Origin of the sequence: Enterococcus sp. MMGLQ5-1 (assembly GCF_013155265.1) — a bacterium.
Taxonomy (GTDB): domain Bacteria; phylum Bacillota; class Bacilli; order Lactobacillales; family Streptococcaceae; genus MMGLQ5-1.
Map to the genome: position 1 here is coordinate 108,724 of NZ_JABJXU010000005.1, position 26,990 is coordinate 135,713.

At 36.8% G+C, this 26,990-nt stretch carries 31 protein-coding genes; 5 read left to right on the forward strand and 26 right to left on the reverse strand.

Going from position 1 to position 26,990, the window contains the following annotated elements:
• Window positions 1-67 precede the first annotated feature (67 nt).
• Genes rplB through HOY35_RS06925 form a run of 6 tightly spaced genes read right to left on the reverse strand, consistent with a single transcriptional unit; the run spans window position 68 to window position 2,950 of the window.
• Window positions 68-901 carry a 50S ribosomal protein L2 gene (gene rplB, locus HOY35_RS06900; protein ID WP_172211609.1) on the reverse strand — a complete coding sequence of 278 codons (834 nt, stop codon included), beginning with the start codon at window positions 899-901 and terminating at the stop codon, window positions 68-70.
• A 20-nt stretch (window positions 902-921) separates the two neighbouring features.
• A complete protein-coding gene (locus HOY35_RS06905; RefSeq protein ID WP_172211607.1) occupies window positions 922-1,212 on the reverse strand; it encodes a 50S ribosomal protein L23 in 291 nt (96 codons plus the stop codon).
• Window positions 1,212-1,835 (reverse strand): 50S ribosomal protein L4, encoded by a 624-nt coding sequence (rplD, locus tag HOY35_RS06910; RefSeq protein ID WP_172211605.1) that lies wholly within the window; start codon window positions 1,833-1,835, stop codon window positions 1,212-1,214. The genes HOY35_RS06905 and rplD overlap by 1 nt, the downstream gene beginning before the upstream one ends.
• A 24-nt stretch (window positions 1,836-1,859) precedes the next feature.
• Window positions 1,860-2,486: a 50S ribosomal protein L3 gene (gene rplC, locus HOY35_RS06915; protein WP_172211603.1), complete on the reverse strand. Its 627-nt coding sequence runs from the start codon at window positions 2,484-2,486 to the stop codon at window positions 1,860-1,862.
• Between the two features lie 18 nt (window positions 2,487-2,504).
• Entirely contained in the window at window positions 2,505-2,813 is a 309-nt protein-coding gene (gene rpsJ, locus HOY35_RS06920) for a 30S ribosomal protein S10 (RefSeq protein ID WP_172211601.1), read from the reverse strand.
• Window positions 2,783-2,950, reverse strand: a complete 168-nt coding sequence (locus HOY35_RS06925; protein ID WP_172211599.1) for a hypothetical protein — start codon at window positions 2,948-2,950, stop codon at window positions 2,783-2,785. The genes rpsJ and HOY35_RS06925 overlap by 31 nt, the downstream gene beginning before the upstream one ends.
• Before the next feature lie 307 nt (window positions 2,951-3,257).
• Between HOY35_RS06925 and HOY35_RS13665 the strand changes: the two genes are divergently transcribed.
• Entirely contained in the window at window positions 3,258-3,812 is a 555-nt protein-coding gene (locus HOY35_RS13665; protein ID WP_172211597.1) for a CDP-alcohol phosphatidyltransferase family protein, read from the forward strand.
• Window positions 3,813-4,381: 569 nt separating this feature from the next.
• On the opposite strand, the gene HOY35_RS06935 is transcribed toward HOY35_RS13665, so the two are convergent.
• The 4 genes from HOY35_RS06935 to HOY35_RS06950 are packed head-to-tail and all read right to left on the reverse strand — an operon-like array spanning window position 4,382 to window position 7,548.
• Window positions 4,382-4,762: a hypothetical protein gene (locus tag HOY35_RS06935; RefSeq protein WP_172211595.1), complete on the reverse strand. Its 381-nt coding sequence runs from the start codon at window positions 4,760-4,762 to the stop codon at window positions 4,382-4,384.
• A 15-nt stretch (window positions 4,763-4,777) separates the two neighbouring features.
• A complete protein-coding gene (locus HOY35_RS06940) occupies window positions 4,778-5,485 on the reverse strand; it encodes an NAD-dependent protein deacylase (RefSeq protein ID WP_172211593.1) in 708 nt (235 codons plus the stop codon).
• 29 nt (window positions 5,486-5,514) lie between these two features.
• The gene (locus HOY35_RS06945; RefSeq protein WP_249641498.1) at window positions 5,515-6,906 is read right to left on the reverse strand and encodes a Cof-type HAD-IIB family hydrolase; all 1,392 of its coding nucleotides are present in this window, start codon (window positions 6,904-6,906) and stop codon (window positions 5,515-5,517) included.
• Window positions 6,907-6,936: 30 nt separating this feature from the next.
• Window positions 6,937-7,548: an NUDIX hydrolase N-terminal domain-containing protein gene (locus HOY35_RS06950; protein WP_172211591.1), complete on the reverse strand. Its 612-nt coding sequence runs from the start codon at window positions 7,546-7,548 to the stop codon at window positions 6,937-6,939.
• A 431-nt stretch (window positions 7,549-7,979) separates the two neighbouring features.
• Here HOY35_RS06950 and HOY35_RS06955 point away from each other — a divergent pair, with 431 nt between their 5' ends.
• The 3 genes from HOY35_RS06955 to HOY35_RS06965 all read left to right on the forward strand — a co-directional run bounded on the left by HOY35_RS06955 (window position 7,980) and on the right by HOY35_RS06965 (window position 9,807).
• Complete coding sequence (locus HOY35_RS06955; RefSeq protein WP_172211589.1) at window positions 7,980-8,690, forward strand: AzlC family ABC transporter permease; 711 nt, start codon at window positions 7,980-7,982, stop codon at window positions 8,688-8,690.
• Window positions 8,677-9,012 (forward strand): branched-chain amino acid transporter permease, encoded by a 336-nt coding sequence (locus tag HOY35_RS06960; RefSeq protein ID WP_172211587.1) that lies wholly within the window; start codon window positions 8,677-8,679, stop codon window positions 9,010-9,012. Before HOY35_RS06955 ends, HOY35_RS06960 begins: the two co-directional genes overlap by 14 nt.
• A 78-nt stretch (window positions 9,013-9,090) precedes the next feature.
• Complete coding sequence (locus HOY35_RS06965) at window positions 9,091-9,807, forward strand: TVP38/TMEM64 family protein (protein WP_172211585.1); 717 nt, start codon at window positions 9,091-9,093, stop codon at window positions 9,805-9,807.
• Window positions 9,808-10,149: 342 nt separating this feature from the next.
• Here HOY35_RS06965 and HOY35_RS06970 read toward each other — a convergent pair whose 3' ends face one another.
• The 15 genes from HOY35_RS06970 to HOY35_RS07040 form a co-directional block, all read right to left on the reverse strand.
• Window positions 10,150-11,241, reverse strand: coding sequence for a DUF871 domain-containing protein (locus HOY35_RS06970; protein WP_172211583.1), 1,092 nt, complete (start codon window positions 11,239-11,241; stop codon window positions 10,150-10,152).
• Between the two features lie 38 nt (window positions 11,242-11,279).
• Window positions 11,280-12,671, reverse strand: coding sequence for a glycoside hydrolase family 1 protein (locus HOY35_RS06975; RefSeq protein ID WP_172211581.1), 1,392 nt, complete (start codon window positions 12,669-12,671; stop codon window positions 11,280-11,282).
• An 84-nt stretch (window positions 12,672-12,755) separates the two neighbouring features.
• Entirely contained in the window at window positions 12,756-14,015 is a 1,260-nt protein-coding gene (locus tag HOY35_RS06980) for a PTS sugar transporter subunit IIC (RefSeq protein ID WP_172211579.1), read from the reverse strand.
• Between the two features lie 71 nt (window positions 14,016-14,086).
• The gene (locus HOY35_RS06985) at window positions 14,087-15,262 is read right to left on the reverse strand and encodes an enhanced intracellular survival protein Eis (protein ID WP_172211577.1); all 1,176 of its coding nucleotides are present in this window, start codon (window positions 15,260-15,262) and stop codon (window positions 14,087-14,089) included.
• Between the two features lie 24 nt (window positions 15,263-15,286).
• Window positions 15,287-15,601, reverse strand: coding sequence for a PTS lactose/cellobiose transporter subunit IIA (locus HOY35_RS06990; protein ID WP_172211575.1), 315 nt, complete (start codon window positions 15,599-15,601; stop codon window positions 15,287-15,289).
• A 30-nt stretch (window positions 15,602-15,631) separates the two neighbouring features.
• Window positions 15,632-15,952 (reverse strand): PTS sugar transporter subunit IIB, encoded by a 321-nt coding sequence (locus tag HOY35_RS06995; protein ID WP_172211573.1) that lies wholly within the window; start codon window positions 15,950-15,952, stop codon window positions 15,632-15,634.
• 643 nt (window positions 15,953-16,595) lie between these two features.
• Window positions 16,596-19,265 carry a sigma 54-interacting transcriptional regulator gene (locus tag HOY35_RS07000; protein WP_172211571.1) on the reverse strand — a complete coding sequence of 890 codons (2,670 nt, stop codon included), beginning with the start codon at window positions 19,263-19,265 and terminating at the stop codon, window positions 16,596-16,598.
• Window positions 19,266-19,393: 128 nt separating this feature from the next.
• Entirely contained in the window at window positions 19,394-19,960 is a 567-nt protein-coding gene (locus HOY35_RS07005; RefSeq protein WP_172211569.1) for a chromate transporter, read from the reverse strand.
• Complete coding sequence (locus tag HOY35_RS07010; protein ID WP_172211568.1) at window positions 19,957-20,514, reverse strand: chromate transporter; 558 nt, start codon at window positions 20,512-20,514, stop codon at window positions 19,957-19,959. The genes HOY35_RS07005 and HOY35_RS07010 overlap by 4 nt, the downstream gene beginning before the upstream one ends.
• 401 nt (window positions 20,515-20,915) lie before the next feature.
• A complete protein-coding gene (locus tag HOY35_RS07015) occupies window positions 20,916-21,371 on the reverse strand; it encodes a phosphate-starvation-inducible PsiE family protein (RefSeq protein WP_172211566.1) in 456 nt (151 codons plus the stop codon).
• Window positions 21,372-21,626, reverse strand: coding sequence for a PspC domain-containing protein (locus tag HOY35_RS07020; protein ID WP_172211564.1), 255 nt, complete (start codon window positions 21,624-21,626; stop codon window positions 21,372-21,374).
• A 4-nt stretch (window positions 21,627-21,630) separates the two neighbouring features.
• On the reverse strand, window positions 21,631-21,978 hold the full coding sequence (locus tag HOY35_RS07025) for a YlbF family regulator (RefSeq protein WP_172211562.1): 348 nt from the start codon (window positions 21,976-21,978) through the stop codon (window positions 21,631-21,633).
• 16 nt (window positions 21,979-21,994) lie between these two features.
• Window positions 21,995-22,336, reverse strand: coding sequence for a DUF1831 domain-containing protein (locus HOY35_RS07030; protein ID WP_172211560.1), 342 nt, complete (start codon window positions 22,334-22,336; stop codon window positions 21,995-21,997).
• Window positions 22,337-22,345: 9 nt separating this feature from the next.
• Window positions 22,346-23,467 (reverse strand): cysteine desulfurase family protein, encoded by a 1,122-nt coding sequence (locus HOY35_RS07035; protein WP_172211558.1) that lies wholly within the window; start codon window positions 23,465-23,467, stop codon window positions 22,346-22,348.
• 32 nt (window positions 23,468-23,499) lie between these two features.
• Window positions 23,500-24,477, reverse strand: coding sequence for a ribose-phosphate diphosphokinase (locus HOY35_RS07040; protein ID WP_172211556.1), 978 nt, complete (start codon window positions 24,475-24,477; stop codon window positions 23,500-23,502).
• A 186-nt stretch (window positions 24,478-24,663) separates the two neighbouring features.
• On the opposite strand from HOY35_RS07040, the gene HOY35_RS07045 reads away from it, so the two are divergent.
• The gene (locus HOY35_RS07045) at window positions 24,664-25,257 is read left to right on the forward strand and encodes a polymer-forming cytoskeletal protein (RefSeq protein WP_172211554.1); all 594 of its coding nucleotides are present in this window, start codon (window positions 24,664-24,666) and stop codon (window positions 25,255-25,257) included.
• A gap of 54 nt (window positions 25,258-25,311) precedes the next feature.
• On the opposite strand, the gene HOY35_RS07050 is transcribed toward HOY35_RS07045, so the two are convergent.
• Window positions 25,312-26,901 (reverse strand): PucR family transcriptional regulator, encoded by a 1,590-nt coding sequence (locus HOY35_RS07050; protein ID WP_172211552.1) that lies wholly within the window; start codon window positions 26,899-26,901, stop codon window positions 25,312-25,314.
• Window positions 26,902-26,990: the final 89 nt, after the last annotated feature.

Genomic DNA, 26,990 nt, shown 5'->3' on the forward strand with positions numbered 1-26,990 from the left:
GTTTCGTTTATTTCATAAAAACACAGCCTAGCGCTCACAAGTTGCCAGAGCGAGTCGTTTTGAAACCTTATTTAGCATTACGACGACGAACGATAAGCTTGTCAGAAGCAGCTTTCTTATTACGAGTTTTATAACCAATAGCTGGTTGACCCCAAGGTGAAACGGGTGCTTTACGACCAACTGGTGCTTTACCTTCACCACCACCGTGTGGGTGATCATTCGGGTTCATTACAGATCCACGAACTGTTGGGCGTTTGCCTAACCAACGTGAACGACCTGCTTTACCAATATTGATTAATTCATGTTGTTCATTACCAACTGTACCGATTGTTGCGCGGCAAGTTGCTAAAATCATACGAACTTCGCCAGAATTTAATCTTACTAAGACGTATTTACCCTCTTTACCAAGAACTTGCGCTGAAGTTCCAGCAGAACGGTTTAATTGTCCACCTTTACCAGGCTTTAACTCGATATTATGAACAGTTGTACCGACCGGGATGTTTTCTAATGGCAATGCATTACCAACTTTAATATCGGCATGCGCACCACTTTCAACAGTCATACCAACTTCTAATCCTTTAGGCGCTAAAATGTATGATTTTACACCATCTGAATAAATGATTAGAGCAATATTTGCTGAACGGTTTGGATCGTATTCAATTGTTGCAACTGATGCTACAACGTCATCTTTATTACGTTTGAAGTCAACTAAACGATATTGACGTTTATGTCCACCACCTTGGTGACGTACAGTAATGCGACCGTTATTATTACGACCCGCATTTTTCTTCAATGAAACTAATAATGATTTCTCAGGTGTATTAGTTGTGATTTCAGCGAAATCTGAAGAAGTCATGTTACGACGACCATTAGAGGTTGGTTTATACTTTCTGATTCCCAATGTTTTCCCTCCTAGGTTGATTATTCGTTTTCAAAAATTTCGATTGGCTTAGAGTCAGTTGTTAAGGTTACAATCGCTTTACGACGTTTGTTAGTGAAGCCACTATATTTACCAACGCGTTTTGCTTTTGGTTTAACATTCATAATGTTAACCTTTGAAACCTTAACGCCATCGAAGCTTGCTTCAACAGCTTGTTTTACCAAAGTTTTGTTAGCACGAACATCTACATCAAATGTGTATTTCTTTTCGTCCATTGCTAGCATTGAAGCTTCAGTAATAACTGGTTTTTTAATGATATCGTATAAACTCATTATGCAAGTACCTCCTCAATCTGAGCTACAGCATCTTTTGTAACTACTAATTTAGCAGCATTTGCGATTTCTAATACTGAAATTTCATTCGCAAAAGCAACCGAAACATTTGCAAGGTTACGAGCTGCACGAGCTGCAGTTTCGTTTCCTGATTCTAAAACAACTAAAGTTTTTTCTGAAACTTTCAAGCTATCCAATACATTTTTAAATTCTTTTGTTTTAGGTGCATCGAAAGCTAAAGCTTCAACTGCAACTACCGCTTCATCAGCAACCTTACTTGAAAGCACTGATTTCAAAGCTAATTGACGAACTTTTTGTGGAAGTTTGTATGCATATGAACGTGGTGTTGGTCCAAAGACTACGCCACCGCCACGCCATTGTGGTGAGCGAATAGAACCTTGACGTGCACGCCCTGTTCCTTTTTGTCTCCATGGTTTACGTCCACCGCCAGAAACTGCACTGCGATTTTTCACTGCGTGTGTGCCTTGACGTTTTGAAGCACGTTGTGCAAGAATTACATCAAAAACAACAGTTTCATTTGGCTCAATACCAAATACTGTGTCATTTAAGCTAATCTCACCAGCTTGCGTGCCATCTTGTTTAAATAATGCTACGTTTGCCATTCCTTAAAGTCCCCTCCTTCTGAATTATTTTGCAGCCTTAACTGCAGATTTAATTGTGATTAATGATTTTTTAGCACCAGGTACATTACCTTTAACTAAAATCACATTGCGTTCCGCATCAACCTTAGCAATTTCTAAGTTTTGAATAGTTACGCGGTTGCCACCCATGCGTCCTGCAAGGTGTTTATTTTTAAATACACGGTTCGGTGCAACTGGACCCATTGAACCAGGACGACGGTGATAACGAGAACCGTGAGACATTGGCCCACGAGATTGTCCATGACGTTTAATAACCCCTTGGAAACCTTTTCCTTTAGTCGTACCTGTAACATCAACTACATCTCCTGCTTCGAAGATATCTACTTTAATTTCTGTACCAACTTCTAAGCCTTCAATGTTTTTGAATTCACGTATGAAGCGCTTAGGAGCCGTGTTTGCTTTTGCAACATGACCTTTCGCTGGTTTGTTAGACAAAACTTCACGTTTATCTTGATAGCCAACTTGCACTGCTTCATAGCCATCATTTTCAACGGTTTTAACTTGTAAAACAACGTTTGGCGTTGCTTCAATTACAGTTACTGGAATTAATTCGCCAGATTCAGTAAAGATTTGAGTCATTCCAACTTTTTTCCCTAAGATTCCTTTGGTCATAAGTACACCTCTTTCCTATTATAATTTGATTTCAATGTTAACACCTGATGGTAAGTCTAGTTTCATCAATGCATCAACTGTTTTTTGTGTTGGCTCTAAAATATCAACCAAACGTTTGTGTGTGCGGATTTCAAATTGCTCACGAGAATCCTTATACTTGTGTGTCGCACGGATAACGGTATAAAGGCTACGATCTGTTGGAAGTGGAATTGGACCACTCACAGAAGCTCCTGTACGTTTTGCCGTTTCAACGATTTTTTCCGCTGCTTGATCTAAGATACGGTGTTCGTATGCTTTTAATCTAATGCGGATTTTTTTGTTTGCCATCTTTGTTCCTCCTGTCGTCTATTTTGTAAATAGGCATAGCTTAGCAAGAAAACCGTCACGCGAATGCGTGGCAATGCATTCGGGCGTGTCGCAACCTCTTGCCTCATCGCCGAACTACCAAAATGTTGATAATTCAATGTTGTACTCCTACATTGAAACAACACCTTTGATATCATAACAGTTTCTATGCTTCATTGCAAGAAAAAAATAGTAATTAAACGACTTTTTTCAGAGTTTAACTTTATTTTAGAATTTAATTTCATTTTTTACTTGGTTTTTAACCTAAATTTTCAGTTCTAAAATACGATCACCTACAGTTAATCCCTTATTTAACAGTATTTTATATAGCAACTATATCTAGCGTATCTTTTTGCTATCTCTATTGAATCAACCAACTCTAATCAAGATGGAATTATGATAAAATAGACTCAGTAAAAACTATAGATGAAAGGACGGTCAGAAATTATAAGAAATTTACCTAATTTATTAACCAGCCTCAGGATATTATTTGCCGCTTCTTTATTAGCAATAAGACCATTTTCAATTGAATTTTACCTTATTTACGCTCTATGCGGACTCAGCGACGTACTTGATGGACTAATCGCTAGAAGGTTTAATTACCTTTCAAGGTTTGGACAAATATTTGACAGTATCGCCGATTTATTCTTTATTGTTATCTCTCTAGTGCGAATCGTGCCTGTTATCAAACCGAGCCCACTAATTATTTATTGGATTTGTATAATCACGATGATCCGTTTACTTTCTATTATAATAGGCTTCATCAGATATCAGCAGCTCGCTTTTTTGCATACACTTTCAAATAAATTCACTGGTTTGATTGTATTCTTTTTTCCATTTTTGATAATTTATTTCAATATCAACACGATTGGAATAATAGTCTGTATCATTGCAACATTTTCAGCGCTGGAAGAATTAGTAATTAACTCATTTTCTAAAAAATTACAGCGAGATCTTAAATCGATTTTTCACATCAAATAAAAAAAGAGTTGGAACAAAAGTCCTGACCCCATCATATTGTTCGTAATTTGCTGGCTAAATTGCCTAAAAAGCATAAACGGCTCGTTCTGAAAGTTGAGTATCAGACTAAAAAATAATAAAGGCGCTCTTTGCCATGACGACTTACTCTCCTCAAATTTCAGAATGAAATTTGAGGCAGTTAGTCGGCAAGATATGCAATTGAGCTTACTTTTATAAGCGGACCAAGATGCGCTTTAAAAGTTTAGTTCAATTGTTGCCACGAATTGTTTTCAGCTTGTGCCGATACTTTCAAGCCGTTGAAGCTAAATTTCTCGCTCGGGCGAAGTACGCCCAAGTAAATAAACGTGAAATTAGCTTGTTTGATAGTCTTTCTCTCTCGAAGCTGCTCAAATAGACATATTATGCGGTCAGTTAGAAAACGTCTGACTGAATAAACAAAGGAGTTGTCTATTTTTCACAATTTTAATCAGAGAGCGTAAACAACTTGGTTTACGCTTTTTTGGGCGAGGTAATTTAGCACGTTTTTTTACGTCGCTAAACGCCTTTGGTCCCATCTCCTTTAATAGCTATTATTTTGAGCTTAAGATGCTACAATTGACAAAGCTGACAACCAATAATATAAATAATAAAATCGAATCAGTTGTCTGCCCAACGGTATACCAGTCATAAATAAACGACGCAACCAATGCGATACAAATCAATGAAATTGCACCAAATATTAAATTCCAGAGTCGATACAAGACCGCCCCTAGAACACTTACAACAACTGCAATAATTATCACATCACGTAAATTACTGGTACTAACCGAATCTAGCATAACATTTACTTTTTGACTCCAACCTCTGATTAAACCAGCAACAAATTGATTATTAGCAAGCATCCGCCACATCAAATAAAGCAGGACTGAGCAATTCGTAAAAAAAACAAATTTCATTTTGCCATTTGCCACACGTTCACCTCCCTTTTATAGTTCTATCATGATATCCTTCGCATTACCAATATAAGCCAAATGCTCGAAGGGCAATTCAACTTGTTGTTCATTAATCACAATAAATTGCGTATTCGGCTTAGCTGCATTAGCTAAACTAGCAAAAGGATAGACAACAAAGCTTGTACCTAAAACAACTACCGTCGTCGCATTTTGCATGAGCCTCATTGCAGAATCAACAACTCCTTGTTTTATCCCTTCCCCATATAATACAATATCAGGGCGCAGCTGACCATCGCATTTTTGATGAATAGCCGACTCTAGATAGACTTGATACGGAACCGTTGCACCACATTTTCGACAATAAACATTGTAAAGTGAACCATGGAAAGCAATAACCTTTTTTGCACCAGCCTGTTGATGCAACCCATCAATATTTTGCGTGATAATGGCACTGTTTTGGTGCCGCTCAATCAAGGCCAGCTTTTTATGAATCAAATTCGGCTTAGCATCCGGATAATACATCATTTTCATAAATCGATAAAACTTAGCCGGCTCATTTATCATCGCTTCGTGCGATAGTAAATATTCAGGTCGTTCCTTAAATTGACTATAAATACCATTTTTAGAACGATAATCAGGAATTCCTGAGAGCGTCGATACACCTGCCCCTGTCAAGAAAACAAGATTTTCTGCGGATTTTATTTCATTAACAATCCTTTCCTTATTATTCAAGATTATCATCAACCCCTCAATTTAATGTCATAGCGCAATCATTCACGTAGCGCTAAATTACGCTGCCTTGCCAATTCAGACTTGATTTTTGCTTCTGGGGCAAATTTTTCAGTCCAACCATCCGGCTTTAAAATTTTTCCCGTGACTTCATCATAATGCGCTTTACCATCATCCCAAAGCTTGCCCATATTAGCCTCATGAACATACTCAAAAATTTGGTGTGGATCAACACCCATCAAAACAAAGCTACCATAGGTAAAGTATAGCAAATCAATCAAAGCATCAGCCTCATCTGTTAAGACATCTTCAACAGTTGCCTGCTTTTGCTCAACCTTTCGCTTAGCTTTATCAATTGCTTGGTGTAATTTTTCAATCTGACTCTCAAACACTTCAGGCTGGTTGTCACTCGCTGCATATAAAAACTCAACCAATTCTTCAACCTTGAAATCTGCTCGATAGCCCGCTTGTTCTGCCGAAAAGGGCTTGGGAATTTCTTGGGAATTTTCATCAAACTTTAAATGGAATTCCTTCACCTTATTAAAATAAGGATCCTTACTATAGAAAACAGGGAGCAAATTAAATGAAATCAAATCATAATTTTTAAGCGCAATTGCAATACCATCCTTTTCGTTGGATTGCGTTACAAAATCAGCAATCGCTTTAACTTCGACTTCCGCATTTCCCATTGCCACACCAATGCCAGCCCCAGCAATCATTTCGATATCATTCAACGAATCGCCAAATACCATTGTTTCCTCAATCGAAAAACCAAAATACTTACCGGCATATTCGATTCCCTTCAGCTTTGAACCACCCTTTGGAATAATATCAACCGAATAGGAATTACTCCGCGTAAACGTACACTCTGGAAATTCCTTTTCAAACCTTGACTGCTCACCACGCGTTGCCACCATCGTCACCTGATAAATAGCCTCGCGTAGCACTGGATTATCCTGATAATCCTTCGTCTTTATACTGCGAACCACCTTTTGGAAGCCTGTTTTTAATCCCTTAGAAAAACTAGACGGCACATAGTTATGCAATAATCTTGCAATATTTGAACCACCAAAAGCAATCAAGCGGCTGCCAACCATTTCAGAAGCCGTGCCAAAGGTCATTTCACGTCGATTTGCCGAAGCAAATTCCGCTAGATGAAGAATTGGTTGTTTGCTGAACGGCTTCGCACTTATCACTCGATCACGACTAATTACATATTGTCCATTATAGGTTACCGCAACATCCAAGGTGAGATTTTCCATCAATTCCTGAACATAAATCGGTGAACGTCCTGTCGCCAAGCCAACCAAGATGCCTTGAGATTGCATTTCTCGAATTGCCTTTTTAGTGCTTTCAAGCACCTTAGAATTTTTATTCAGCAAAGTGCCATCAATATCAAAAAAAACCGCTTTAATCATTTTAGTTATATTCATTCCCCTCTAAATCAACAAAATCAGATACTCTTAATCAATAATCGCTTCGCCAGCCGACAGCCAAACCTGATGGCAACGTTCGATTTGCCAAGCTGTATTTCTGACCAACGATAAATCTGGCAAATTATTAATCGGAAAATATTGCGCAGCAACAGTTTCAGCATTCAATGTAAATTGACCACCTTTAGCAGCACAAGCAAAAAACATTTTATAATATTGCTGACCCTGCAGTTGATGACTATTGCTGTCAAAGATAGCTAGCAAGCGCAATACCTCTCCTTCTAAACCAGACTCTTCTTTTAACTCCTTTAAAACATTTTCCTTCGGACTTGTCCCAACCTCAGCATAGCCACCTGGCAACGACCATTTGCCATCAATCGCCGACTGAACTAATAAAATACGATTTTCTCTGACCACAACTGCTCGAACATCAATCAGCGGCGTTGGATACCAAGCGGTCGGTCTTAAAAAATTATCTACTTCTCCAAGCGATAAGCCACTCTGTTCAACCAATAATTCAGCCAAAAGCTGTTTAAATTCATGGTAACGAGCTTGATCAAAGGAATCATGACCGTAAATCAAGCCCGCATTTACAATGGCGTTCATTCGTTGAAGCATTTTTGCAACCTCTTGCTGTTCCATATTCTAATACCTCTTTCAATCCGATAACCATTATTGTAAGCTGCCAATCTTTGAAAAACTAATACTATCTCCTAATTCACCATTATAAACCACTATTCTTATTTTAAGATTAATATTTATTTTAAAATTTATACTTTATTCTATTTTTTATTACAATTTTTTTAGAAAAGGAGAAAACGACAAAATTCAGAGCGCTAAGGTCTACCACATACTTATCAAGCCTCACCAGCGACAACTCTACGCTAGCTCTTAACAAAAAAATTACACTTAAATAGCATTAAATTGATTTCCTCACCATTTCAAGTTTTATTATAAAGCTTAAAATAAAAAACTTATATTTATTCAAAAAAAAATAAAATTAATACAACTATTAAGCATTTCTTCTGATAAAATAATAAGAATATCTTTATTTGTGAGTTAGGAGCTAAAAAATGGAAAATGCAAAAAATCAGAAATCAGAAATCAAGGCAGCGTTTTTAGCCGCATTTCCAGATACCATCCCTATTTTAACTGGATTCCTCGGTTTGGGAATGGCATTCGGAATACTGATGCAAACCAAGGGGTACGGGCCTATTTGGTCAGTCTTAATGAGTGCAATCGCCTTTTGCGGTAGCATGCAATTCGTAGCAATTACCCTATTAACAACTACCTTTAATCCAATTCAAGCTTTTCTCTTAAGCCTCATGGTCAATGCACGCCATCTATTTTATGGTATTTCAATGCTAAATAAATATAAAGGTATTGGAAAAATGCGATTTTTTTTGATTTTTACACTCTGTGATGAAACCTTTTCTTTAGTTTCAAGCTTAGAGCCACCAAAACAGGTAAATCGAAAATATTATTACTTTGCCATTTCCTTTTTGGACTATCTATACTGGATAATCGGTAGCTTACTTGGCGGTATTTTCGGCGGATTAATCTCATTTAATACTGACGGGCTTGATTTTATCTTAACTGCATTGTTCGTAGTCCTATTTTTAGAACAATGGAAAACCAGAAATAATCGAATCCCAGCCATAATCGGACTTATGGCAACAATTATCAGCAGATTGATTTTTGGCGCCTCTAATCTAGTAATTCCAGCAATGATTATCATTATATTAGCTTTAATTGGAGGTAGAAAACGGCATGTACTTAACTAATCTTCAAACAATCGGTATTATTTTAGCAATTGCAGCAGGTACAATGATTACTAGGTTTCTGCCATTTATACTTTTTCCAGAAAATAAAGAAACCCCTAAAATCGTTACCTATCTTGGTATTGTACTGCCTCCAGCAATGATGGGTTTATTAGTAATTTATTGTCTTAGAAACACTAATCTCTTCTCAAATGCGCATGGATTGCCTGAAATATTAGCAATTCTTGTCATTATTTTACTCCATCACTACAAAAATAATGTACTGTTAAGTATCGCTGGCGGAACTTTAACTTATATGTTTTTAATTCAAATGATTTTTAATTAAATATTTGCAAAAATTCTAATATTGATTTCAAATTATTTGCTAGAATAGATATTAGATTTATAAACGAGGGAGGTTCTAATGAGTAGCAAGAAAAAAATCGGAATCCAAATATGCATTGCTTTTTTCAGCATCCTATTACTTTCACTGATGCTTAAAGACCTATATCCTTTAATCAAAACAATGATTATCAACAAAAACGATGAAGCCTTAACCATTGATTATATTCAAAAATACGGCTCGCGCGGCGTACCAATTCTATTTAGTCTGGAATTTTTACAAGTGATTTTGCCATTTATTCCTACCGCTTTGGTCGAAATATTGATTGGACTCTGCTATGGGCCTTTTTGGGGTAGCTTGATTTGTATCAGCGGGCTTGCAGTAGGCAACGGTTTAGTTTTTTTTCTGATTCGGCATTATCAACAATATTTGCCTTCATTTTTCCATCAAAATAATTCAAAAAAAGCTAAAAAGCACCGTTTGTTCAATAAGGATTTTATCACTCAAAGCAAACATCCTGAATTACTATTAATGATCCTTTATTCAATACCAATATTCCCTAATTCATTACTTGCATTTTTATTTGAAAAAACTGAGCTTTCTGTAATCAAATATGTACTTTCTGTAGTAATCGGCAGCATTCCTTCTGTTGTTTTGTATACCGTACTTGGTCGCCATTTATCACGCGATAGCTATCCAATCGCTATCATAATTGCCGTGATAATTTTAATTGTAATCATCGCTTTATATCTTAAAAAAGATAAAATCATAAGCTCAATCGAAAAAATCGCCAGTTAACAAAAAAAATACCTTAAATTAAGCAAACAGCAGTCCTCTTAAATCAATTGAACTGATAATTATTTCGGTTCTTTTTTTATTGTTCTAAAATGAAATCACACTTATATTTGCGATTAATCCAATCTTTCTGAGAAACAATACCGTTTTCGCATGAAGACTACAAATAACTCGCGAATTTGGTATTGTTTTCGGAAAACAATACCATTTCCGCAACAAAACCACAACATAAAAGGCAGCACATTCTGTGCTGCCAGCCATCTATATTAAGCTTTTTAATTAAATCAATTCAATTTAGCATCGAGCCTCTGAGGCACGTATCTTACAATCAAGGTATTTTGCTAGTTAATTTTTTGTCTCAAATTGAAATTTAGTCCAGGGCTTCAAGAATTCTAATAGTGCCAGCTCTGATTTCGGAATACGGCCAACTAAATTTTTGCGATCATCCGAATGAGGCTCTAAAATAATTTGTAATTCATTCTTATATTTTCCAAAGCCATCATTGCCGACCACTACATCACCACGCTCAAACAATGCTTCATTGTCATGAGCCGGATTAGCAATTTCACTATATTTCACCCTAACCTGTGTTGAGCGAGCCATTGCCGCCGTTATATCTCCACGCCTGAAATGCTGCTTATCTTCCACGATTTTTCTTTCAATATCACTAGCTTGATCAACATAGTTAATTGATAAACTCAACTTATAACGATCTATGCTGGCAAGCTTTGCCAATTCTTCATCAGATGCATAGGCATTACCAATAATTACATCATCAATTAGATCCGTTGCAAAAAGATGCTTTGCCTGTAGCTCTATTGGTTGATCCCGATGAATTTCTAAGGTAGGCAAACCGTCATTAATATCCCATGGACCAAAATCACCTGATTGGCTCGTTACAAAGGCAGCGGTTTTAATCCCTTGACGTTTGAAGCGCCTACTACATTCGATAAAAAAGTCATAAGGTAATGCTGTTCCACGTTGGGGATAAAAATTGTGGCAGCCATATAAAAAGGGGGTATTCGCTTCATATGAAAGAATATGTTCTAAATAAGCCACATTATTACTCATATTTAATTCAATCGCCAAGCCGTAGGGATTATAAGTCAGCATCGCTTCTTTAGCACCATCAAAGCCCTCATCTAAGCGGATACCATCAGCACCAAGCTCTGCAAAAAAGCTGAGATCATCATAAGAAATACCAAGCTCCTTAAAAATACTTGGTGCAATGTCAAGGACTGTCTCAAAGCCTAGCTTCTTAGCAAATTGGATAATCCCTTTAAATTTTTCAGCAACCCTTGCCTTACCATCCTTTACTTCCAGCATACTCATAAAAATACGTGAAAACCCTAAATTTGCAGCTTTTTGAATATATGCCTTATCCTTTTCAATATCACTATGATCGGGATAGACCGAAATGCCTATTCTTCGTTTCATTGATTAAACCTCTTTCTATAATCAAATATTATTATTAATTATTTAAAACCATTATCTTCAGCCACCTTTTTGAACCATTGGCCAGATTTTTTGACTGTTTTCACCTGAGTATGAATATTATTTGAAATGAAACCGTAACGATTTTTATAAGCATTTAGCCACGACCAGCAATCAATAGGCGTCCACATATGATAACCAAAGCAATTTGAACCCGCTTCAATCCCCTTATGTAACCATTCTAAATGCTCTTTAACAAAACCAATCCGATAATCGTCCTCAATCACGCCGTCATCGTTAATAAAACGTTCTTCGTCTGAAACCCCCATCCCGTTTTCCGAAACGTACCAGGGAATATTTTTATAATTATCCTTGATATTAATCGCAATATCATACATCGCCTCTGGATATATTTCCCAACCACGATCCAAATTAACCCGACGTCCCGGCATATCAAAAGAATCGTAATAACGATCTGGCATCCAAGAGCCTACTGAATTCGGCGCTACGTCCGGCGCCTTCACCCTGTTTGGATGATAAAAATTAACACCTAAAAAATCAATTGTATTTTCTGCAATAATCGTCGCATCCTCAGCTTCAGTCTGCCAAATCACACCATCAGCCGTTAATAAGCTTTCTAGTTCTTCAGGAAAACGCCCCCATATCGCAGGCTCAAGAAACATTTTATTATTCCATAATTCTGCAATCCTAGCCGACTCAAGATCCGCTCGGGCGTCAGAGGCCGCATATGTCGGTGTTAAATTTAAAACGATGCCAATTTGATTGCCTTGCTCATTCATACCCATCGCTCTAAACGCTCGGATAACCTTTGCTGACGCTAAATTTAAATGATAAGCAACCTGAACTGCTTTTTTACCATCGACAAGATTTGGATAATGAAATTGGAATAGATATTCACCCTCCACAACAACCATTGGTTCATTATGTGTCGTCCAAAATTTCACTCGATCACCAAATAATTCAAAGCATCTTCGAGCGAAGCCAACAAATAATTCAACGACCTGACGAGACTCCCACCCACCATATTTGTGATAAAGTTCAACAGGTAAATCGAAATGATGAAGATTAATCACTGGCTCCATCCCCTGTTCGATAATGGCGTCAATCATTCGATTATAAAAATCGACTGCCTTAGGATCCACTGTATTTGTTTCCAAGTCATCAATCAAACGGCTCCATTGAATACTCGTTCTAAGACTGTTCATACCAACTTGCTTCATTAATTTTAAGTCCTGCTGATAGTCATTGTAAAAGTTTGAGGCTGTGTCTGGACCAATCTGATTATAAAATTTTTCTGGCTCGATTTCATAATGATAATCAAAGACATTCGCATGCTTTTTATGAAAACGACCTTCACTTTGTGGGCCAGAAGTCGCTGCGCCCCACCAAAAATTTTTTGGAAATTCTTTCATTTCACCCTCCGTATTAATTATAAAAATGGGATTTTTGGGAGCACCTAAAAATCGGTCCTTAATCACCAAAAATCCCACTAACTTTTAAGCTATTTGATTTTTCTTAGCTTCTTGAATATTTGCCATAATAACAAATGGAATATAAATAATAGTTGCAACAACAAGATTGACAGCCGCTAAGATACCACCAGCGATACTTTGAGTTGCTAAGAAGCCGCCAATAATCGGTGGCGTAACCCAAGGTGGCATCACTGTTGCCGCTGGCACAAGACCAGTTTTGGTTGCAAAATAAGCAATCGTTACACAAACCATCGGTGTAATAATAAACGGAATAAACATGATTGGATTTAAAACCATTGGCAAACCGAATAATAATGGCTCATTGATGTTGAAGATTCCGGGTGCTGTGGATAAATTCGTAACGACCATAAATGGTTTATTTTTACGACCAACTAAGTAAATTGCAATAATAAGCGCAATGGTTACACCTGTACCACCCATATTTACAAATGAGTCAAAGAATGGTTTATTAACAATGTATGGCGCTGCTTTCCCTGCACTAACCGCAGCTGAATTGGCTTCAATCGCCGGTGCATTGATTGTTTGCATAAAAGGATCAATCAGATTAGCACCATGAATACCAAAGAACCATAAGAACGGTGTGATAAACGCTAAGAGTAACGCTGAGCCATATGAATTTGCCAAGCCCATAAACGGTTCTTGAACTAATTTATAAAATGAAGCAAACATATCAGTAATACCAAATCCAGCAAGAATTGCGTTAAATAAACCAAAAACAGAAATAACAATCATTGCAGGCAATAATGAAGCAAACGCTCTAGCAACTGCTGGCGGTACACCATCAGGCATATTGATGACTAGTTTTTCATTACCAAGTAAGCGTGGGAAAATTTCACCAACAATAATACCAATAATTAATGCAATAAATAATCCCGATGAATTCATTCCGCTTGTTGCCGCACCTAAGGTGAAGAAGCTCGCAACAGAAACAATACCCGTTGCAACTGCGTCTTTTTTATAGTGATGCGCTAAATTATAGGCCACAAGGAAAACAATAAAGACTGAGAGTACGCCAAATGTCCCACTCCAAACTGCGACACCAAAGCCCTTCCAAGATTCACCACCAAAAATACCATTCATAAATTTACCAAAGGCTGGCAAAGATAGCGATAAGTTATTAAGCATAACCGCAAGCGCGCCTAAAATCATTAATGGCATGGTTACCATGAATGAATCACGAATTGCAACTAAATGACGCTGGGCTCCAATTTTTGAAGCGATTGGAATAAATCTTTTTTCCATAAAATCAATAAACTTATTCATATTTCCTCCTTTTAAAACTTTTTATATTTTTAAAATAGCTATTCATCATAAATAGCCACCCGAATCACAAATTAAAAGTAATCATAAAACGAGACTTTACCCTTCAAAAAATGGTTGTCCAATTCACGATTATTACTCGCTTTAAACTTTTCTAATAGCAGACCAGCTTCGACCGTTAAATCACCAAGAATCAAAGCAGACCATGATTGAATCGGTCCTGCCAAATCAGATTGACAAGCCGTAGCATCAACCTTAACCACATCCATTCCGTCGCCCTTAACTAGCCACTTACCTTGGTTCCACGGACAATAACAGTCCTCTGTCACCTCAAAAATAAATTCTTCATTGCTGTCGAAGGGATATATTTTTAATAGCTCTGGAAAATTAATGATTCTAGTCATCATATACGGTTTAATACTTATCGTTAAGCCCTGATGCTCTGGTGCAAGTATTTCAAGCCGCTCATGGCATGGCGCAGAATATTTAAATGCTTGAAATGACGAGGCATGTGATTTAACAAAGGTCAATAGCTTTCTCAGTGCAAAGCCTGTGGTATAAACAAGCTCATCGATTAAAAATTCATTTGCAATCATTCGATAAATAAGATAACCAACTGGCTGCTTATACCTATCGTAAGCAATGGCAAAATAGCGATCAGAGTAGTAACAATCCAGTCGATGCCACCACCATTCTTCACGTATTACCGTATTACATTCCTGTTTAGAATTAATAATCTGCTGATATAGTTCTTGAACGATTAATCTCATTTTTTCATCTTGCCACCTGCCACGAATCACTTCCCCTGTGCGCTCAGTTGGAAATTGCTCTAAGAAATTAGCCGTCATTTGGTAATTTTTAGTAAAAATTGCATTTTCATAACCAAATTTCCGATAAAAACGTTCAGAAAATGGCGCAAGATTAGAAATTAAATAGTTGCGCTCATATAAATCCAATAGCAGCTCTTGCATCAATTGCGAAATACTACCATCACCACGCGCCTCTGGAAAACTCGATACATAGCCAATACCAGCCATTTTTATGTTTTTTTGGTGAAACGCAACTTGAAAATCATTCGCCATTACCAAACTTGTAATTCGTTGATGCTCATTAACTGTCCCAAAACAAGTTGCATGATGATACCTAGATAGAAAAGTGGGTTCATCGATAACTCTCGTTTTTTTGTTGAATGCATACTGAATCAATTGTCCAATCATTTCGAGATTCGATTGATTATTTGCCAATTTCAAAGCTCTATCAACTCCCCAACATTACTATTCAGCAATCCGCTTATAAATATCAATCACTTCTTTTGCTAAGTCATTAAAAGTAATACTCGTCATCAAATGATCCTGACTATGAATTGTAAGCAAGGTGATTTCCATGGAATTACCACGCGCTTCTTCTTGTAATAATTCTGTCTGAGAATGGTGTGCTTCAACCAAAGCTTGATTTGCTGCCTTCAACTTCTCATCCGCTAACTCAAAATTACCAGCCTTAGCTGCCTGAATCGCTTCCATTGCATCACTTTTTGCATTACCTGCATTAACAATTAGACCCATAACAGCCTGTAGTTGTTCTTCGCCCATTTTTTCACCTCCTATTAATACTAAACAGCCTTAACCAATTAATTCTAACGCTGTCTTCAAAACATTTTCACCGTTCATCATGCCGTAATCAGACATATTAATTACTGCAACAGGAATATTTTTTGAAGCAACCTTTTCCTTAAACTGATTTTCCATAAATCTTACCTGTGGTCCAAGTAAAAGCACGTCCACCGGATGCTCAGCATCCTCTAGCTTGATATCCGCTTCAGAAGCTGAAACCGCAAAAATATTGGCCTCAATACCCTTCTCAATTGCCGCTTTCTCCATCTTGGTAACCAACAAGCTTGTACTCATTCCTGCTGAACAAACTAACATAATATTATTACTCATATTTATCACCTCTCCAATTTATACTTAGCAAAACGCATGCCAACTTTAAAAAACGTTAAAGATAGCTAACTGATAGCATTTTCTGAAAGCAAAAGCTGTTTTTTAGTGTGCGTTTCAATCGCACACTATACTTTCTAATTAACAATTCAAAAATAGGTTTAAATACAGCCTCCTCTTTTAATTATTTGCGTTAGATGTTCTGACATATTTTTGTAATTTATTGCTTTTTTTATCAAAATCACTAACGATAAACATTAGTATAGACCAATAAATCGATTTTAGCAACTTTTTTTTATTTTTCATGTAACTTTTTATAACATACAGACTTGCAAAAATAAGCTTTTAATAAAATATTCGCTTAAAACAGCCCAACCACAACCTAAAGTCGACTGCATACAAGCAAAACAAAAAGGGATGCGACACAAGTCCCATCCCCTCTTGATTCAATATTCGTGATTCGCAGACGATAATTTAGCAGCAACGCAGGAAAATAAATAAATTTCCGAAAATTCTCGTGGGTTCTCGAAAATATTTTTAAATCGTAGCCCGCCAAGCATGATAGACCTAGGCACCAGCTCACAGTGTCACAAAAAGGACTAAACGCTTTTTGCAGATTTTTCTTAAACTCGCTTTTTCAGCAAGCCTAGCGACGATTAACCGCATTTTCGACAACCATTTGTGTAATATAGGCAATCTCATCCTCAGAAATCATAATTTCATATTTCTTTTCAATTGACATTAAATTCACCCGAACAGTATCCATCTCGTAACGCTTAGAAGTGCCATAAGCACTCAGATCCTTGAAGCTTCGACCTGGATTGCCAGCAATTAAACCATCAACTAGGAAAGCCAAGTGAAGTAAAATACCTAAATTAACATCTGGATCAACCACTAATTGTAGTTGTTTTTCAATTGCAGATAGGTTCAAAAGGAGCTCCTTAAGTAAATCACCCACTGAATCCACTGAACTTAAAACACCATTAAGTCGTTCTACCATTTGCTCTAAAGGCAGCTCATCTTCAACAATTCGTTTAAATACCTCTAATTCCTTATCTAGAAAAATATCAAAAGCCGAAAAGAAAGGAATATTTTGGTAATCAATCGGTACAGTACCAGCAATCGCCATAATCTGATAGTTTGCACGCAATTCATCAATATGACGTTTAAACGTCTCCTTTTCCAAAAATTGCAATTGGATAATCTTTACCTTACTTTGATCAATCACCGGAGCTACACGATCAAACAATTTTTGAGCCACGCCCTCGCCCGTAAAGCAAGTAACAACCACTGCTTTAGCAAGAGGCTTAGCTTTTGAAAACTGAGTATTAACTGCAGACTCATAGGCGGCTTGAATTTTTTGATAAATATCCTCTAACAATCTGCCACTTTCTGAAAGACGCAACGCTTCCATCAAAACTAGCGTCGTTACTAAAGGCACAACTTTAATTCTGATCGCCAACTCTTCATGAAGCATCGTTGCAAAACTATTCAATGAGCCCATGTCAGTCATTAATAAAACACCATCTTCCAATGTATCAATTTGATCCTCTAGATAGCGTTTGATTTGATAGTACATTTCTTGAACTTCCATTGTTAGCGGCATATTAAACGCCTTTCCAGTCGAGGCAAGCGTCAGCTCTTGAGCCGCCTCTAGCATACTGCTCGCAGTAGACTTACCATGCATCACCACTAGAATTTTAACTTGATGCTGTTCTGTTTGTACAATATCGCCTAAATCAGAAACTAAAAATTTTGTCAAAAAACCAATTTCATCAAAGGGCAGAGTTAAATTAAACTTTTCTTCAATCATTGTTGAGCAATCTAGGCCAACTTGAAATTCCTTAGGGTAATCTTTACGCAGGGTATTCAATTCCGGAAAGACGATTGTTTTGCCGTTCTCAACTCGCTCAACCATTCCTTGTAAATGTAAGGTAAAGGCAAAAAGCGACTGCTCACTAAATTGGCGCTTCAATTCTGCCGAGGCAAAATCGAATAATCGTTCAGCAAGCTGCTTAATGACATTCGGAACTGTTGAATATTGATCCTCTTGAGCAGCCAAAATCTCAATATAACGATGAAAATCCTGCATTTTAGCATTTTCTAAAAACTTCTCCATGAAAGAAGTGGACTCCTTTTTAGTATTCGACAATAAATCATTTGATCCGCTAGCTTTTTTAGAGAACGGAATAAGAAGCTCCTTCATGTCCGCAGAAAACTCTAGCAAATCCTGACCATTTTCAATACCTAAGCCTTGAATCCTTTTAAAATCCTTCTTGATGCTGAGTAAGCCCTGTTGGATTTCAAACGGTAAATTATCTTGATGAACGATAATTTTAGAATCACTACCCGATTGATAATTTAAAAATGCCCGTGCGCAAACTAATTTTATGTCCTTTTTTATTTGCCCAATATTCCCCTTGGCAGGATACAACAAAAAAGAAAGGAAGACGTCGCGCTCAAAAAAAATAGCTTGCTTTAAACGTACCGCTTCAGCTTGAACAAAATGAGCAATCAAAGCAAAGCGTTCTTCGATTGAACGTTCTCGTAACGGCGGCAAGGTAATCGCCATTTGAATTCGTCGATTAAAGGTTGGCAACAAAACATCTGGTTCCGCAGTGGTTGCACCAATAATCTGAACCGTTGCTTTTTGAACCTCAGTACTCTCCCCAAGCGGACGATAAGTCCCTCGGTCAATAAAGGTAAACATCATTTCTTGACCTTCCGGTGGTAGCCGATGAATTTCATCTAGAAATAAAATACCGCCATCCGCCTTATCTAACAAGCCCAATCGATCTTCATCCGCACCAGTATAGGCGCCTTTTTTTACGCCAAAAATATGGGCATATAATAATTGGGGATTTTGTGCATAATCTGCACAATTAAATGTAATAAACGGGATCTCTTCAGTAATACGACCTACTTTTAGCGCAAACTGGTACATACATTCTGCAAACATCGACTTTCCCGTACCTGATTCACCAAACAATAATGTATGCAGACCATTGGGCGGATAAACAACCGCCGCTTTCGCTTGCTCAATACAAATTTTTAATGAATTTTCCGCGCCAATCAAATTTTCAAAGGTAATCAATTGAAAATCAGATTGAGCCACTTCTAGCATTGCATTACTTTGACAACAATACAAGACAGGTCGACCCTCTAATCTTTGAATCCGCTGCTCTTTATACAATTCAGCTAGATACCTACTTGACTGCGTTCTCGACATCGACAACGCTTGTGAAACCTCTATTGCTGAAACAGGCTTGCCTATCTCTTCCAAAAAAGCTAAAACTTCATCTTTTTTCTGAACCAACCCATTCACCTCCCAGTCATTGACTTAAAGCCAACATCTATCACTCGGTTTTCTCTACTTTTAATCAAATCATAGCAGAATCACAAAAATAAGTCTATACCAATTGATAGCGTTGTCACTAATTCAAATCAGCCAATTAAATACCCCAAAATACCAGCAACTATAATTAAAAAAATTGGATTAATACGACGCCATCTTATTTGGACATAGGCAGAAGCAATAAATACCACAAGTGCAAACGGAGATATTACCGAAAAGGGCGCTTCAGAAACTTGCTGCCAGCTGACATTGTCAACTAGGATAATACCAAAAATTATCGTTATTGAAGCATAGATAATTAACCCAACAACACTTGCTTTAATCGTATCCATTACAAATTTAAATAATGGATTATTCTTGATTATTTGTTCATAGCGCAAGGCAATTGGTACATAGATAAACGAGGGGATACAGACAGCCAGCGTTGCAATTAATGAGCCTAAAATACCAGCAATTAGATAACCGACATAGGTTGCCGAATTAACCGCAATTGGTCCTGGAATCATCAAATCCAAGGCTGTCAAGTCCGTAAACTGATCAACTGTTAAGCCCAAATTTTTGGAAACCGACAGCACCATTGAAAGCATTGCATAGCCACCACCAAAGCCGACAGCTGAAATCTTTAAAAAAGAGGTAAATAAACGCCAATAAATCACTTTTTAACCCCTTTCTGACTGAATCGATAATAGGTAAAACCAAATAACGCCGCAATAAGTAATACTAACGGTGCAGAAAGATTTAAAATAAATAATAAACTAAGACTTATCAAAAGCACAAGAATACCATATCGATTGCGAATATTATGCTGATACAATGTAATCGCCGCCGTTAAAATCATCGCTGAAGACGCTGCTCTAATACCCAAAAAGGCACTTTGAAGACGCGTGGTCATCGGAAGAATTGAATAAAGCATTGTCGCAGCCAGCATTAAAACAAAAGCCGGCAAAATTGCACCAAAGGCCGCGTAAAACATACCACGCCAACCAGCAAGCTTTTTACCAACAAAACAGGCAAAATTTAAAACAATCATTCCCGGTAGGGTCTGTGATAGGGTTGCGTATTCTAAAAAATCATCTTCGTCTATCAGCTGATTACTCTCAACTAAATCTCGTTGTAGCACTGGTAACATCGCTAATCCACCAGCAAAGGTAAATAAACTAGCAATAAAAAAGGTTTTAAATAAAATTAAATTAGTTGATTTTCGAGGCATTCCACGATACTCCTTTGTCTGCTTCATTACTGTCATTACTATAATTTAATCATAACTTTTTCCTTATATATAGACAATCATAATTGATCTTTATTTAATTTATTATGCGATATTCAAATAAGCTCGTCTGTCAAAAGGCGAAGCCAAGAAAGCACTCTGTTGAAAAATATAAATTTTGCCTCTTAAACCATCAAGCATCCTCTTCCTTTGAGGTAACATATTCAAATTTATAAACCCAGCCTCGACCATTCTTACCAAAACAACAAGCGACCTAAAGCGATAGCTCCACGAGCACCTCCCTTCGTTTATAAAAATTCAATGAATAAAAAAAGGCAAAGAGCCGGTCTAATATCCGGCTCTTTGCTCTTATTTTAATGAAAAATTTTACAATGTGCTTACGTCTAATGGTGCTGATCTTCATCTTTACCCGATAATTTAGAAAAATCAAATGAGCTTTGCGGCTGTCTACCACGTATTTTCTCGACCGCATATTGAAGTAAAATTAAAGTTACAATTAATATCAAAATTGATAGCGATAAAAGTAAGATTTGACCCGCATCATGATCAGATAAGATTTGACGTAAAACCGCTGTTACACAAATATAAATTAAATAACGAATTGGTATGTGATGGTTTTCCTGTAAATAACGAAAAATTAGCATAATGAACTCAAAGGTCATAAAGAAGGTTAATACATTACGAATAATTGCTTCCAAACGTAATTTATCCCCTAAGCTGATGACAATTTGAAAAATTTCATATAACTCTCTTGCCGAGACAATTAACAATAATCCCGCTAGCGTTATCAAAAAAATATCTAGGATAAAATTAATCGTTGCTTTCGTTTGTTTTTTCATTTAATCACCTACTGGCATAAAAATCCAAAGCAAAATGTAAGTACCCACTCCGAAGCCTGCGAAGAAAATTAAAATTATCCAAATAACACGTAAAACGGTTGAGTCAATATTCAACTGTCTGGCAATGCCGCCTAACACACCTGCAATTACCCTATCACTTCTCGATTTTGTAAAGCCCAAAACACCAACTACCCAGCGGACAATAAGAAGCGGTAGTACAATAGAAAAAAAACTAATTATTAATAAATAAATCATACTATTATCCTTTCGGACGATATAAATCTTGTACAGGCTTTAAGACAATCTTTTGAATATCATTAATAATAATTTGTAAGGCTTGCTCCTTAGCCATCAATGAAGTCAATAGCTCGTTTTCTTGCAATTTGGCTTGAAACTCTTGCGCTTTAGCTTGATCCGCTTCATCTAGCTCCTGACCATTTGCAATCTTATCTTGTAGCTGCTGTTGAAAGGTAATAAAAGCATCGTAAGAAGCCTTAGCTTCAGGCTGTTCGTTAATCACATCCAAAGCTTGCTTAATATCTTGATATTCTTGAGAATTTCTAATTTCAATTTCTAATTGGTTCGCTGTGTCATAAATATTTGCCATTAAAATACTCCTTTTTCTATTCTGCTTCAAAAACTTCACGGTCAATCAATGTCTGCATTTGAAAATAAAACTTTTCTTGAATCATTTGATTTTTATCATTTTTAAAAATATTAACCAATCTTAAACCAGACATATCTGTAATCGATAATTTTAGCTTATTCAATTCTCGATTGACAATGATTTTAAGTTTAAAACCATCGCCAGAATTTGGAACTGCTTCTAGTAATCTTTCAAACTGAAAATTACCACTTGCAGTTTCAACAAAGCCGTTATCTCGTAGCGTAAATTTTTTTACCTTTGGATTTAGACGATAAGCAGCTTTGCTATCCTCTAAATGCACGCTTGTCTGAAATGCCATTTTCCCTCCTCACTTTGTCTCTTGGATCAGTGTAGCAATTAGCACTTTTACCGCTTCACAAGTAGTTCCCTTGCCAAAGCTAATCCTAATATTTTCTGTTAGTTTCTCCGAGTCCGTCCCATACATCGCTTCTAGCACATGACTTGGTTCGATCGCACCAGCAGTACAGGCAGAGCCTGTTGAGACCGCAATGCCCTTTAAATCTAGCTTCATCAATAATAAATCCTGCTTAATCCCTCTAAAGCCAATATTTAGAACATAGGGGACACCTGCTTGACTCCCATTTATATAGTAGGGTACTCGACTAGCATCTAGCTCATCAAAAATCATCGCCTTAAAGGATTCATAGCTTTGATAATCCGCTAGCCGATTAGCCTCACTAATTGCCAAAGCGTCAGTCATGCCAACAATATATGCTAAATTTTCAGTGCCAGCTCTGCGCTTACGCTCCTGATCACCACCATGCATAAAGACGTTCAGCTTAGTACCGGCTTTACAATAAAGAAAACCAACTCCCTTAGGACCACCAAACTTATGCGCTGTCGCTGAAAGCAAATCAACCTTTAATTGATTTGGCTTCACTGCAATTTTCCCAATGGCTTGAACAGCATCCGTGTGAAAAATAATCGATTTTTCTGCCAAAAAATCACCAATTTCACTAATCGGATATAGATTACCTGTTTCATTATTAACCATCATAATTGATACTAAAATCGTATCTAGTCTAATTGCAGCCTTTAAATCAGCGAGTGAAATTTGACCATTTGCATCAACCGGTAGATAGGTCACTTCAAAGCCTAGCTCACGCTCTAAAAAGGACATTGGATGTAAAATACTATGATGCTCAACGCTCGTGGTAATCAAATGCTTCCCTTTACTTTGATTAGCAAGTGCCGCTCCAATTAAAGCAGTATTATTACTCTCTGTACCACAGGAAGTAAAAACAATTTCATCTGTTCTAACTTCTAAAATTTGAGCAATTTGCGTTCTCGCTTGTTCTAATTGAGCCGCAGCCTTGCGCCCATAGGCGTGGATGCTTGAAGCGTTACCGTAGTTATCCGCTAAGACGCTTCCAATCGTTTTAGCCACTTCTGGCAATACTGGTGTTGTTGCCGCGTAATCAAAATACATTGAATCACACTTTCTTTTATCCTTATTTTACTTTATTCTTCACCCTTGTCGTACTGAAATAATGGTGAAATTGGTTTATTCTCGTGAATATTAATAATGCCATGAGCTAATAATTCATTTGCAGATACATGCAACAAGCGCTCCGGCAAATTCTCCTCGGGTACACAAACTGAATCTGTAACTACAATTTCTTTAATCGGTGAACGATCTAATAATTCTTTCGCATTTTCCGTAAACAAACCATGCGAAGCCGCAGCATAAATTTCTGCCGCCCCTGCCTGTTCTAAAACAAGAGAGCCGAAATATTGCGTGATCCCTTTATTTATAATATCGTCAACAATAATCGCTTTTTTACCCTTGACATCGCCGATAACATAGCCAAATTCTCGCCCTTTATCGTCTTCTTCATGGTCAATAATTGCAATTGGCGCTTCTAAATACTCTGCTAAGCTTCTAGCACGTTTAACACCTGAATTTTTAGGAGAAACAACAACAACATCATCTCCAATAAGACCTTTACTTCGATAGTATTCAGCAAATAAAGGAATGGTAAACAAGTTATCAACTGGAATATCAAAGAAGCCTTGCACCTGAACGGTATGTAAGTCCAGAGTCAATAAGCGTGTCGCTCCAGCCTTTTGAATCATATTTGCGACCAATTTGGCTGTAATTGGTTCTCTTGGCGCTGCTGTTCGATCCTGTCTAGCATAGCCAAAATAAGGCATCACTAAATTCACCGTCTTAGCACTGGCCCGTTTACAAGCGTCAACCATAATTAACATTTCCATTAAATGATCATTTACTGGATAATTAGTCGCTTGAATAATATAAATATCTTTTCCGCGGACACTTTCTTCTATGTTAATTTGAATCTCACCGTCTGAAAATTGACGTGAAGAAATTTTACCTAAATCAACGCCAGCAGCTTCGCTCACTTTTTCTGCAAGCGACTCATTGGCGTTTAGACTAAATATTTTGAGCTGCGTATCTGGATATTTAATGATTGACATGAATTCCTCCTAGTTTTACTATACCTTTTATTTTATCATAACCCTAATTAATTGACGAGAATACTTTGATTTTAATTTTCATTAATGAATTATCAAGTATTTATTTTAATTACTATTGTTGTAAGCGCTTGTTTGTTTTATAATTGACATGTAGTGTATTTAGCACACGAAGAAAGGATGTTTTAAATGAAAAAGACAAAATTAGTCGCATTATTTGCAGCACTATTAATTTCTGGGAGCGTACTAACTGCTTGCGGTTCTGACAATAGTGATTCTTCATCTTCTGAAAGCAGCAGCAGCGCTTCATCAAGCAGCAAAAAGGCAGATGCAACAACAGGCGCTTCTGTCACAAACGATGCTACTGAGTTAGCTGGTGGTTTAGGGGCCAAAGGTTTTTGGTTAGTTGCCATTACTGAAAATGTAACCTCTGATGCAGATATTACCGTTGAAGGCGAATTCAAAAATGACGAAGGTAAAGCAGCACGTGAATTGGCACTTTATGCTTCAAATCCTGACACACATAAACCGGATGCATTGTATACTTTAACTGTACCAAAATTAACAGTTGACTCTGAGAACTTTGTAATTGCTCAAGGTACTGTCAAGGGTGATGTTTATGTTAATGCAAAAGGCTTCCAATTTGAAAATGATTCAGACAAGGGCACTAAGGGTACTGTTGACGGTAACCTTATCTTCAAAACTCAAGAGTTAAAGGATGCCTATGATGCACTATCTGATGAAAACAAAGGTGAAGTAACTGGCGAAATTTCAGTTGGTTAATTCTAACTGACAAATCTAAACCAAAAAGAAGCAGATATGATCTGCTTCTTTTTGCTATCCTCTATCCTTCCTTAATAACAATAAAGCAATCATTAGCTGCATTCTCACTTCTGAATCTTCCAAATTTACATTCAAATATTGTTGAATTTTTTTCAATCGATAGATGACTGTATTGCGATGAATATATTGTACTGCTGCGACTTTACTAACTGAGCAACCATTCAAAAGATATTGATAGAGGGTTTCCATCAGCTCTTCACTCTCTAATTTTTGCGGTAAATTAATTAATTCAAATAAATGATTATCAATGAAACTCTCAACCTCATTGTCTGGAATTAAATGTAATAATTCGGTAATCGCCTTCGGTCGATATTCATTCAAAGTCGATACCTTGTCATCACGCCTCAATGTCAGTGCTTGCCTAGCCTCTTGGTATAAAGTCGTCAACTCAGTCAAAGGTAAATTACTATGGGCATAGCCAATATCAAAATAAAAATTCGCCGAAAAATGTTGATAAAGATACTCCTGTAATTTAGGCAAACTACTTCGATTAATAAAGCTATCTGATGTAAAAATAATCACATCATCACGATAAATAAATATCTGCGATTCTACTTTTTCTTCTTCAATAAACCATTCGACATAATCATGCACTCGTCTAATCACTCGAAAATTAATTAGACTCCCTAAATGATGCTTTCTTAATTTAATAATCGCGCATTTTTGTGGCTTAACACTATCTATTCCTTGAAATTTCAGCTGTTCTTCAACGGCCTTAGAATCAGGTGTTTCAACTAAAATCGAAGCTAAAAATTCATTCTTTATTTGACGTTTAGTCTCCTGATTCATTGAAGTTCTTAAGGTCGCAAAACTTAATAAATTAATAATTTGCTGAATCAATAGCATGATAAATGGATCGTTTTGCTCAAAATTTAGAATACCTAGGAACAAAACATTAGATTTAAAATTATTCTGAATCGGATGTAAAACAAGCGGTTGATTTTTAAAATCGGTCGCCAAAATCTCCGAAACTTCTAATAACTCCTCATCAATGCTTGCCTTTATTAAATCACCAATCTCTTGGTGCTGATAGTAAATATTTTGATTTGAATGGGTGATTTGATAATGAGAATTAATCAAAAACACATCTTTCCCAATAATACTTGCTATTTTTTCTAAGAATAAATTCGTTCGTTCTTCCTGAAGAATTAAATGTGACAATTCATTATTATATTCAATAATTCGTCTTAAAAGATCACTTTGCGATTTCAAAAGACGATGTAATAGATTTCTAACAATAACTGATAAGCCAATTGTTTTAGGTAGGAGCAAAATTGGAAATCTCAATTCATTGGCCAGCTCTACTACCTCTGGTGGAATCTCATCAAAATAGCGTTGCTCTTTGATACCAATAGCAGCACAGCCTCTTTCCTTCATCATTTCAAGCAAAGCAAGTAAGGCTGGTACATCATTTTGAAAATGATAGCCGGTTGTCACAAGTAATTGTCCGTCAACCAAAAAATCCGAAATATCAGGCGCCTCCATCATGCCAATCGTACTCACCTCAATAGAAAGATCTGCACGCTCATTGACAACCTTAATACCACTCGCTTCTTCTGAATCAAGCAACTCATACAGCTCCATTTTACCTCCTATCCTTTGTATAAAAAGACCTATAATTATTAATTTTTAGTTATTTTGCCTAATGATACCATATTTTGCAATCAGTATAC